Origin of the sequence: Salinivibrio sp. IB574 (assembly GCF_001996205.1) — a bacterium.
Lineage (GTDB): Bacteria > Pseudomonadota > Gammaproteobacteria > Enterobacterales > Vibrionaceae > Salinivibrio > Salinivibrio proteolyticus.
On sequence record NZ_MUFN01000006.1, the window covers coordinates 105331 to 116101 of the forward strand.

The following is a 10771-nucleotide window of genomic DNA, read 5'->3' on the forward strand; positions in this document are numbered from 1 at the left end:
GCAGCCTGTGAAAACGAATTCGGGCAGCAATGTACTCAATATTCGCTATTTTTGCAAAAAAATGAGGGAACCTTATTTGGACTCAGTGGTGAGCAGCTATTTTTAAGCTACAGTGCGGTGATTTTAAGTTTCTTATCTGGCGTGTTGTGGGGCAATGGTATCGACCATTTTTCCCATAAACTCAGTCGTAATGCATTATTGCTGAGTAACTTATTCGCTCTACTGGCATGGGGTGCGCTCATTCAAGGGGCAACGCAATACGTGATCGCCACTGGCATTCTCACTGCGGGTTACTTGGCGGTGTGGTTGGCTGAAAAATGGATTCGAAAGAGCGAACGAGAGGAAGAGCAGCCCGCCGCTTACCAAGTGATGCGCGGCCGTTTGACTGCGGGTGTTGTGGGCTGTCATGGTTTACTGTTACTGGTGGCATAACGTCTGCTTTTGGCTTACTACAGTCAAGAGTTTTTGTGACAATGAAAAATGGACTTAGAGTGAACCTATCACAGTGATTGGTCGTACCCGTTAGCCTACTGACAAAAGAATAATTAGTCTTTTATCAATGCCAATAGGTGTAGCGGGGGGCAAAATGACGATCATTCAATACCTACGAGTAATCTTTCTCACATTAGGCGTCGCAAGTCATTGAAGCTTTGAGCGCAGACAGTGAGAGTATCGGCAAAGTGTCTGAAGTGATCAGTACAATTGCAGAACAAACCAACCTGTTGGCATTGAATGCTGCGATTGAAGCGGCGCGAGCGGGGGAGGCCGGCCGTGGCTTTGCGGTGGTCGCTGACGAGGTTCGTGGATTAGCCACTAAAACCCAGTCATCCACGGATGAGATCAATCAAATCATTGAAGGATTGCAAACCAAAGCGCGTCAGGCCTATCAAGTGATGACGGATAGCCAAACGCTTACCCAAAAAAGCTTGGATGATGCGAAACGCGCGGCAGAAGCAATTGAAACGATTAATGCAGCGACACAGCAAGTGTCCGAAATGACCGGAGCGATTGCGACCGCGACCGAAGAGCAAACCACGGCGGCGGGCGATCTGAACCAAAATGTGTCGGCGATCCACCGTGCCGCGGAGTCGCTCGCAGAGACTGCAGAGAAAACGCGGGACGCCTATGAGCGACTGGAGAAAGAAAACGCCAGCATTCGCGAGCAAGCCCAAGCGTTTCGACTCTAACATCTCACAGTAGTCATAAATGCAAAATGCGCCTAACTGGCGCATTTTTTGTGGGATGAGCTGAATTAGCGAAATAAATAAAGAGACAGAAAGTAATTCACGTTGTGATTGATGGTTCGTAACACCGCGGTTGTGCTGGCGTTGGTCTGCTCGGAAACATCCCAGGGTACAAACTTGCCATAGCTGGGCAGTGCAAGGCCCGATTGCACTGCGGCGGGCGAAAGGGCGACTAAATAGTCAACATAGTTTAACGATAAGCCGGCCAAAGGCACCGGCACAATGTCCGCGGTTGAGATTTGAAATTGAATCAACGCCCGTGCGGCCGGCTCGGTTGCCATGTCAGGGCTGGTGTGACAGCACACGATCTCAAAAAAAGCTCCGGCTTTGTTCTGCATAATGGCGCTTGCCATTAACGAGGCGCCTTGAAACCCATCACACAAAAATAGAACCGACGGTTTACTGGGTTGGGATTGGGTGTTTTTTATTCTCGCTCGATGCGACTTAATTGAGCGCGCGAGGCTATCGTTTGGCTCCGCCATGATGAATCCTTACGGCTGTTTCCTGTTTTACACCAGGATGTTGTGCAGCCCCATGCCGCACGACTTAATTGGTGCTTTTACCCGCTTATAATCGGTGTTGCAGCACGAAAAAGCTTAGCTATATCCTAGCGATACCGCCGCGCAACGCGAGCGTGTGAGCGCCAATTTTTGCGTTGCTTACCAAAGGATCGGCCTGTCATTAAAGCTTCATCGTCTCATCAAGGAAGTGTCACGAACCCTGCTTAAGGTGTTTCACAGCTAACCGAGTTCTTCGTCATGTGCAGGTTGGACAATTTGCACAGCACTAACTTAAACAATCGACTTGGAGGTTGATGTGAAACTCAAAGCTCTCTTTGCTGCTACTACAGTATCAATGGCCGTATTGGCCGCGGGTAGCGCAACGGCCGCAAACCGTGACTACATTAGCATCGTTGGCTCTTCTACCGTTTACCCTTTTGCTACTGTGGTTGCTGAGCGCTTCGGTCGCACGTCGCAATACTCAGTACCCAAAATCGAATCAACTGGTTCAGGCGGTGGCTTGAAGCTGTTCTGTGCAGGTGTGGGTGAAAATACACCAGATATCACGAATGCATCACGCAAAATCAAAAGCTCTGAGATTGAGCGTTGTAAAGCCAATGGCGTAGACGACATCGTCGAAATCAAAATTGGTTATGACGGCATCGCCTTTGCGAACTCAAAAGCATCGCCACAATATGACGTATCACTGAAAGATCTTTACACCGCACTGGCTAAAACCGTGCCAGACGGCAAAGGCAACTTCATCGACAACCCACACAAAACGTGGAAAGACGTGAACCCATCGCTGCCGAAAACCAAGATCGAGGTGCTAGGTCCACCACCAACGTCAGGTACGCGTGATGCGTTTGTTGAACTCGCCATGGAAGCAGGCTGTTCTCAATATCCTGAAATCGCCGCGCTAGAAGACAGTGATGAAGATAAATTCAAAGCCATTTGTCACGGTATGCGTGAAGATGGTGCCTTTATTGAAGCGGGCGAAAACGACAACTTGATCGTGCAAAAGCTTGAAGCGAATCCAGATGCGTTCGGTATCTTTGGTTACAGCTTCCTCGAGCAGAATGCCGATAAAGTTCAAGGCGCAAAAATTGCCGGTGTTGAGCCGACGTTTGATGCGATTGGTAGTGGCGAGTATCCCGTATCACGCTCACTCTACTTCTATGTGAAGAAAGCGCATGAAGATGTGATCCCAGGCTTAAAAGAGTATGTGAATGCCTTTACAGCGGAAGATGCCATCGGTGAATTGGGCTATTTGACCGACCGTGGCCTGATCCCATTGGCGAGCAAAGAATGGAACAACGTACGTACTGCAGCGGTGAACCTAAACCCGAATCTGTAATTGCAGTGTGAACGCGAAAAGGTGGCACACAGGCTGTGTCACCTTTATTCGTGTTCAGGAGGAACAATGACCACATCCATGTTGATGACCGTAATTGCGCTGATTGCAATTTCAGGCTTCTTTCTTGCTCGAACACGTTCAATCAAACTGGCTGATATGGCTGGTGGATTGAGCAAGCTTCACTCTCGCCCCAATTACTATGGCTCCTATGTTGCGATTCTCGCTGCTATTCCGGCGTTAATATTACTGCTGCTATGGCAAGCCGTGGAGCCGAACTTGATCCACAGTTTGGTGATGGCACAGATCCCAGATAGCTACCTTGTGCGCATCAATAGCCATGATTTGGTCTACAGCCAAATCGGTAACATTGCCAGTGGCATCACCCAAACTGACGATGCTGTCTTGTTAGCAGCGGCTGAACACTATCAATCCCTCCATGCGTTAGGGAACACCTTGCGTTTTACCGCCATGACAACATTGGCGTTGGCCGGGTTTGCCTTTGGATGGCGCTCGCTGCGGCCGCGGCTAAGGGCCCGCAACCGTGTCGAGAACGTGATGCAGGCGTTTTTGCTGCTGTGTTCGACGTTAGCCATTCTGACCACGCTAGGCATTGTGCTCTCAGTGCTGTTTGAAGCACTGCGCTTTTTCCAGATGATCTCGATTACCGACTTTATCTTCGGGACGGAATGGTCGCCGCAAATTGCTTTACGCGCAGACCAGCAAGGGGCAAGTGGCTCTTTTGGCGCGATTCCACTGTTCACCGGCACCTTAATGATCTCTTTGATAGCCATGTGCATTGCGGCGCCTGTGGGGCTGATGAGTGCTATCTATCTCGCTGAATACGCCTCACCGCGTGTACGCAGTATCGTGAAGCCGATTCTTGAAATTCTCGCCGGTATTCCGACCGTGGTGTATGGCTTTTTTGCCGCATTAGTCGCGGCACCGGTGATCCGTGACGTTGCACAAGCGATCGGGGTTGAGAGTGCATCCTCCGAAAGCGCACTGGCGGCAGGGTTTGTCATGGGTGTGATGATCATCCCATTTGTGTCTTCATTATCCGACGATGTGATCACCGCCGTGCCGCAGTCATTGCGCGATGGCTCGCTCGGGCTGGGGGCAACGCCATCTGAAACCATCCGCCAAGTGGTTATTCCGGCCGCGTTACCGGGCATTGTCGGGGGGCTCTTGCTTGCCGTATCCCGTGCCATTGGCGAAACCATGATTGTGGTCATGGCCGCTGGCCTTTCGGCTAACCTCACCGCGAACCCACTTGATTCGGTCACCACGGTTACCGTGCAGATCGTGACTCTTCTTGTGGGCGACCAAGAGTTTGATAGCCCGAAAACTCTGGCCGCATTTGCATTGGGTTTGACGCTCTTTGTTGTGACGTTAGCGCTGAACTTTGTTGCGCTCCGTATTGTGAAGAAATATCGAGAACAATATGACTGATAAAATTGCACAGATCGCGCAAAACAAGCGCGCGCGAGTAAAAGCAGGCCTTGCCAAACGACGCGGACGCGAAGGACGCTTTCGTTGGTATGGCATTGGGTCGATTTTGTTGGCGTTTACGTTTTTGGTGGTATTGCTTGGGTCAATCATCTCGCAAGGCTATACCGCCTTCTACACCACAGAAATTCGCCTCACGGTCGATTTAAGCGCCGAAAAGCTTGGCATTGAGGGTAAACCGCTCAATGACGAAACATTGCAATACCTGAGCTATCGCTCGGTACTGGCCGATGCCATTTTTGCTACCTTGCCAGACGTGACGTCACGTACAGATAAGCGCGAGCTATTCCGCTTCCTTTCCACGGGGGCGGAGTACGATTTGCGCGACCGCGTAGCTGCAGATCCTAGCCTTGTTGGACAGCAAATCGATATTTGGGCGCTTGCTGGAGACAACGTCAACCAGTTCAACAAAGGCAATATCGACGGCAACTTACCGGAGTCTTATCGTCAGTTTAAAGACAAGCACATTGGTTGGTTTAAGCAACTGCAAAGCGATGATCGGATCCGTACCGTGTTTAACACCCGCTTTTTCACCAATGGTGATAGCCGCGATGCCGAACTCGCTGGAATTTGGGGGGCGACGGTTGGATCCTTCTACACCTTATTGGTCACCTTAGTGCTGAGCTTTCCGATTGGGGTAGCCGCGGCGATTTACTTGGAAGAATTTGCGCCACGCAACCGCATTACCGAGATCATTGAAATTAACATCAATAACCTTGCGGCCGTGCCTTCGATTGTGTTTGGTTTGCTGGGGCTGGCGGTATTCCTCAACTTTGCTGACTTACCGCGTTCTGCGCCGGTTGTGGGCGGCTTGGTGCTTACCCTTATGACGCTGCCAACCATCATTATCTCCAGCCGTGCCTCTATTAAAGCGGTGCCACCCTCGGTCCGTGATGCTGCGTTAGGGGTAGGGGCCTCTAAGATGCAAATGGTGATTCACCATGTGCTGCCATTAGCGATGCCAGGCATGCTCACCGGCACTATCATTGGGATGGCACAAGCGCTGGGTGAAACCGCACCGCTTCTTATGATCGGTATGGTGGCGTTTATTGTCGACATTCCATCTGGGCCACTCGATGCGGCTACCGCGCTACCTGTACAAATCTATTTATGGGCAGAGAATCCTGAAAAGGGCTTTGTCGAAAACACCTCTGGCGCAATCATGGTGCTGCTGGCATTCCTTGCTTTTATGAATGCCTGCGCCGTGATTATGCGTAAGCGTCTCGAGCGACGCTGGTAAGTCGGGAGAGAAAACCATGACGACAACAACCATGACTAACGGAACTCTTACAGAGCAAACAGTGAACACGACGCCCCAAAATACCGCAGCCCCCAAAGAAACCTGTGGTGTACCCTTTGTTGATAATCCGCGAATGACGGCGCGCAATGTCTTTGTGAACTACGAGCATGGCGCAAAACCGGCGATTGCAGACGTGAGCCTTGATATTGGCGAGAAAGAAGTTCTCGCGATGATCGGTCCATCAGGCTGCGGCAAATCCACTTTTTTGCGCTGTTTAAATCGAATGAATGACACCATTCCCGGCTGTGTGGTGACCGGCGACATCATTCTCGACGGTGAAGATATTCACCACAAAGAGACAGAAATTGTGGAACTGCGCTCGCAAGTGGGCATGGTTTTCCAGCGTCCTAATCCGTTCCCTAAATCGGTGTATGACAACGTGGCCTATGGCCCGAGAATTCATGGACTGATCGACAGCAAAGCCGATCTCGATGAGTTAGTGGAGCAATCGCTGACTCGAGCCGGGCTATGGAACGAAGTGAAAGATCGCCTCGACCAGCCTGCCACAGGTTTATCTGGTGGTCAGCAGCAGCGGCTATGCATTGCTCGCACCATTGCTGTCGCGCCAGAAGTGATTTTGATGGATGAACCATGCTCAGCCCTTGACCCAATTGCCACCGGTATTATTGAAGAGCTGATTGCCGATCTGAAGAAAAACTTCAGCATAGTGATCGTCACGCACTCCATGCAACAAGCCTCGCGTGTGTCTGATCGCACGGCCTATTTCCACTTAGGGAGCTTGGTTGAGGTGAACAGTACCGAAAAAGTGTTCAACGACCCAGAACACAAGCTGACTCATGATTATATTAATGGCCGATTTGGCTAAATAAACGACGGGGCATAGGGTAGAAAAGCGCTGAAAATAGGCTTTTGCTGATAATTTCAGCACTTAAGTGCGAAAAAGTAAAAATAGACTTTACATCGTTCTTAGCAGCCTCTAGTATACGCCCCGTTCCGGAGAGATGGCTGAGTGGTTGAAAGCACCGGTCTTGAAAACCGGCAAGGGTTAATAGCCCTTCTAGGGTTCAAATCCCTATCTCTCCGCCACATACCGAAAAGCCGCTGATAAGTCAGCGGCTTTTTTGCATCTATGCCCCCGCAAACATCCAAATCCTGACCTCACCAACATTTTAGGCGCTTGTGTCTAAACAGCTATTCTGCACTCTGGTACGCTAGTTCTTTATATTTCTGTCTCTTACATGGCCTTTTGGACGCCGCCAACCGAAGGGCGGTAGCGTGGAACGCAACAAAAACGCCCACATGGATGCACGCTTTCTCATGACCGATTCACACTTTTCCTAGGCGAAAAAATAAAAAACACGAATAATCAATCGGTTAAAAGTACAAGCGCGGGGATAATGTGAATACCTCAACCGAGATAGGCGGCATGCATACTATCACCGAAGAGAGATTGATGGGATAGATGGAAAAACCACATGCGTATCATGAGGTTATGGATAAAACAGGACGTACAACGATTTTGACAAATCGAGCACGCGCACTAATACAATGTTAGCTTCATTCTACATTACAAGATATAAGGATTAGTCGTGAAGTACAGTGAAGTATCGGTACAAACGTTTAATAAGTATGCAAAAGAGTATCAAGATAAGTATATGGATTATGCTTTGTATACTGTGACATACGATCATTTGATTGAGTATTTGCCTACAAATAAGACATTGTCTGTATTAGAGCTTGGTTGTGGTCCAGCAAACATCTCAAACTATCTGATAAAGAAAGATTTATCCATAGATGTGTTTGGTATAGATTTAGCTCCCAATATGATTCAGCTTGCAAAAGAGAATATACCTTCTGGTCACTTTGAAATAATGGATTGCCGTGAAATTTCTTGTATTAAGCGGAAGTTTGAACTAATAACCTGTGGCTTTTGCACTCCATATTTATCTAAGATGGAATCCAAAAAGTTAATTCAAGACACACGAAATTTACTTGACGATGGTGGGTTGCTTTATTTAAGTACTATAGTAGGGAATGAGAGCTTATCTGGTTATCAAGAGTCTTCAACCGGTGACCGTGTTTATATTCATTATCACAATGATGAGTTTATAGCTGATAGTTTGAAGGAATCAGGTTTTGAGGTTCTCGATATAGAACACAAAATATTTCATCGTGAAGGTCATGATCCAGTAACGGAAATGTTTATTTACGCAAAAGTCATATAAAGCTAACACATATGAGCCCTTCTCTGGTCAATAGGCACTAGCATTTTTTTGGCTGCGCAGCAGCCAATGCTCTCGAACAACAAAGTCGTCTACTTCGTTCTGTCATTTCCGCCATTAAGTCATTGCTTACGGCAAACACATATAGAAGGTCTCTTACTGCGGTCTCACCGCTGCCTGCCAATCATGTGGAAGGGCCATTAGACATTATTCGGTTAACCCAAGCAGGCGCTATTCAAAAAGAAGGCTAAACGTTTGTTTTCCAGTTATCTTCAGGCTCAGTTTGGGTGTAAGCAACTTTGTTGTTCGCTTGTGTGCGCAACAATGGGGCGGCTAATCAAAGCAAAGGGGCTTGGACAACCATTGGCACAGCAGACCATTGGGGCTTAATGCCCAGTGAACTCAGTCAGCAGCGTGCTCCTTCTCAGCACCAGTTAGACGTTCAGCTCACCCCATTGTGCGACTTACTCGGGTAAGAACTTGTGTTCGTCAAACACGGTTTTGTTCTTCAACATGAAGTAAACGCAGCGACCCAGCTTGTGGGCGAGTGCAGAGAGTGCTTTGGCTTTACTCATGTATATCTCAAATGAGGGGATTCGCTAGTGTGCGGCGTTATGCGCACCGGAAAATAATGAAGCTTCATAGGAGGAATTATAAGTGGACGATTTTTACATAGATCCAAAAGGATTAGCGGCATACTATGAAGTTCAATGGCTTGATAAACTTCGCTTAAGTGGAGTGTCTGAAAAATTAGAGAGTAAATCTAAGTACGTACCTGAATCGTTTATCTCCTCAAACCACACACAACGTGTAGCTAAGTTTATTATTGATTCCCTCGAAGCTGAAAGTGTTAATCCTATAAACGTATTAGAGGTAGGGGCAGCTTTGGGACGAAATAGCTACGAGTTAGTTACTAACGTACCAAGCATTAGTTCTGTAACTGTTGTTGAGCCGTCTCACCGCTTACTATCAAATCTCAAACAAATACTAATTGACGGTACGAAATGTGAATTTCCTTATATCAAGAGCTTGCAAGAGTTGGGGTGTTTGGACTTTGATACTTCAACCATAGCAAAAGCGTGTGATCATGTAGATTTTAATTTAATAGAAGCACCTTTCGAGCGTGGTGTGGTTAAGAAAGAGTTTGATTTGACAGTTTGCCTCAACGTACTGGATCAATGTGAATCACCTAAAACTTTAGTAAACGCATTAAAGGATGCAACTGTCTTTAATGGCGTGTTAGCTTTATCATGTACATATCAGTGGAACAAAAAGCATTTAAAAGAAGAAAGTGAAGCTGTTAATGATATAAACAACTACTTTGGAGAGGATTGGGAAAAGCTATCTGAAGGTGAACATGAATACAAGATAAGATTTAACGAAAGGTATTCGTTACTATTTCTTTCCCATATAGTCGCTTACAAAAAAGTTGGTAGATAACACTTGGTCATGTACATAATAAGCGAGTATATCTTCAATCGCTAAGTTGGGGCGACTTTTTTCTGCTGTCCGACGACGGCTAATCGAGATACATCGCTTTTAACGTTTAATAAATTAATGCGTGAAACGGATTCATGGAGAATGACTTTTCCGTGGTCATTCCCCGCGTGAAGAGAAAAGTGGTACTTGGCGAGATCAACGCCGAAAAAGAATTGAGTAGACATGGTTACCTCCGGTATTAAAGGCCGCACCTAAAGTGTGGCAGATCTTCAAGAGGGGGAATCCATGTCATTCGTTATGAGGCATATGGATATTCAACTAATACAAGTAGAAAGTGATGAGTTCGAAAGTCTGTTTACTGTTGTTAAGCAAGGACTTTATTCGCATGTTGATGCCGTCTTTGGGTGGTGTGATGAGTTTCAGGTCAATCGTTTAAAAAATGATTATGAGCCGCTTTGGTTTCACTGGGTTTACCTCAATAACACGCAAGTTGGCATGTTATGCTTCAAGCCTTACGACAATGCACTTCATGTACATTTACTCCTTGTGTTTCCTGAATTTCAAAATCAGAAACTGGGTGAAAGGGTCATGAACATGATTCACGAAATGGCGCGTGAGCAAGGGCGTAGTTACGTAACCTTATCAAGTTTTACTAGAAACGAGCCTGCGGTAAGGTTTTACAAATCCCTTGGCTATCAGGTGATTGAAAGCGATGAAAACTTCCTTTCTTTGTCGCTTCAAGTTGCCTCATAACACATATGAGCCCTTCTCCGGTCAATAGGCAATAGCATTTTTTTGGCTGCGCAGCAGCCAATGCTCTCGAATAACAAAGTCGTCTACTTCGTTCTGTCATTTCCGCCATTTAGTCATTGCTTACGGCAAACACCATATAGAAGGTCTCTTACTGCGGTCTTACCGCTACCTGCCAATCATGTGGTAAAGCCATTAGACATTATTATTCGGTCAACCGAAGCCATATTTGCCAAGGAACGTAAAGGTGTGAAGTTTGGTAATCAAAGAACAAACTTTCAAAATTCTTGGGGAAGGAACCGAGAAATAAAGCAAGAGTAGGTTCTGGAGATTGGTGCTTAATATATGCTTGTCTTTAGATAAAATTTTGAGTCATTTATTTGAAGCAGGAATAGAAATAGTTAAGGGTCCTTTTAATAAATTTTATGCAAGTGGTATAATTAAATCTGTTTAGTTTTCTTGCCTAGGATAAAATTAAATCAAGATCAATG

Annotated in this window: 11 protein-coding genes, 1 tRNA gene and 1 pseudogene; 10 read left to right on the top strand and 3 right to left on the bottom strand. The window is 46.9% G+C overall.

Annotated features, from left to right (window positions below; all coding sequences use genetic code 11):
- The first annotated feature begins 51 nt into the window (after window positions 1-51).
- The gene (locus tag BZJ17_RS04805) at window positions 52-432 is read left to right on the top strand and encodes a DUF3429 domain-containing protein (protein ID WP_241836760.1); all 381 of its coding nucleotides are present in this window, start codon (window positions 52-54) and stop codon (window positions 430-432) included.
- A 218-nt stretch (window positions 433-650) separates the two neighbouring features.
- Window positions 651-1187 carry a methyl-accepting chemotaxis protein gene (locus BZJ17_RS04810; RefSeq protein WP_241836761.1) on the top strand — a complete coding sequence of 179 codons (537 nt, stop codon included), beginning with the start codon at window positions 651-653 and terminating at the stop codon, window positions 1185-1187.
- Window positions 1188-1252: 65 nt separating this feature from the next.
- On the opposite strand, the gene BZJ17_RS04815 is transcribed toward BZJ17_RS04810, so the two are convergent.
- Window positions 1253-1726, bottom strand: a complete 474-nt coding sequence (locus BZJ17_RS04815) for a hypothetical protein (RefSeq protein ID WP_077639953.1) — start codon at window positions 1724-1726, stop codon at window positions 1253-1255.
- Window positions 1727-2060: 334 nt separating this feature from the next.
- On the opposite strand from BZJ17_RS04815, the gene BZJ17_RS04820 reads away from it, so the two are divergent.
- The 6 genes from BZJ17_RS04820 (at window position 2061) to BZJ17_RS04845 (ending at window position 8093) form a co-directional block, all read left to right on the top strand.
- The gene (locus BZJ17_RS04820) at window positions 2061-3101 is read left to right on the top strand and encodes a substrate-binding domain-containing protein (protein ID WP_077639954.1); all 1041 of its coding nucleotides are present in this window, start codon (window positions 2061-2063) and stop codon (window positions 3099-3101) included.
- Window positions 3102-3167: 66 nt separating this feature from the next.
- Complete coding sequence (pstC, locus tag BZJ17_RS04825; RefSeq protein ID WP_077639955.1) at window positions 3168-4550, top strand: phosphate ABC transporter permease subunit PstC; 1383 nt, start codon at window positions 3168-3170, stop codon at window positions 4548-4550.
- Window positions 4543-5847 (top strand): phosphate ABC transporter permease PstA, encoded by a 1305-nt coding sequence (pstA, locus tag BZJ17_RS04830; protein WP_069588288.1) that lies wholly within the window; start codon window positions 4543-4545, stop codon window positions 5845-5847. Before pstC ends, pstA begins: the two co-directional genes overlap by 8 nt.
- Before the next feature lie 133 nt (window positions 5848-5980).
- A complete protein-coding gene (pstB, locus tag BZJ17_RS04835; protein WP_232112143.1) occupies window positions 5981-6733 on the top strand; it encodes a phosphate ABC transporter ATP-binding protein PstB in 753 nt (250 codons plus the stop codon).
- A gap of 130 nt (window positions 6734-6863) precedes the next feature.
- A tRNA-Ser gene (locus tag BZJ17_RS04840) sits at window positions 6864-6954 on the top strand.
- Window positions 6955-7457: 503 nt separating this feature from the next.
- Window positions 7458-8093 (top strand): class I SAM-dependent methyltransferase, encoded by a 636-nt coding sequence (locus BZJ17_RS04845; RefSeq protein ID WP_077639957.1) that lies wholly within the window; start codon window positions 7458-7460, stop codon window positions 8091-8093.
- A gap of 461 nt (window positions 8094-8554) precedes the next feature.
- Here BZJ17_RS04845 and BZJ17_RS17035 read toward each other — a convergent pair.
- A pseudogene (locus BZJ17_RS17035) lies at window positions 8555-8665 on the bottom strand (IS110 family transposase); the annotation flags it as partial.
- 82 nt (window positions 8666-8747) lie between these two features.
- On the opposite strand from BZJ17_RS17035, the gene BZJ17_RS04850 reads away from it, so the two are divergent.
- Window positions 8748-9530: an SAM-dependent methyltransferase gene (locus tag BZJ17_RS04850; RefSeq protein WP_077639958.1), complete on the top strand. Its 783-nt coding sequence runs from the start codon at window positions 8748-8750 to the stop codon at window positions 9528-9530.
- A gap of 41 nt (window positions 9531-9571) precedes the next feature.
- Here BZJ17_RS04850 and BZJ17_RS17135 read toward each other — a convergent pair whose 3' ends face one another.
- Entirely contained in the window at window positions 9572-9754 is a 183-nt protein-coding gene (locus tag BZJ17_RS17135; protein ID WP_131826797.1) for a hypothetical protein, read from the bottom strand.
- Between the two features lie 73 nt (window positions 9755-9827).
- Here BZJ17_RS17135 and BZJ17_RS04855 point away from each other — a divergent pair, with 73 nt between their 5' ends.
- A complete protein-coding gene (locus tag BZJ17_RS04855) occupies window positions 9828-10283 on the top strand; it encodes a GNAT family N-acetyltransferase (RefSeq protein WP_077639966.1) in 456 nt (151 codons plus the stop codon).
- Window positions 10284-10771 lie beyond the last annotated feature (488 nt).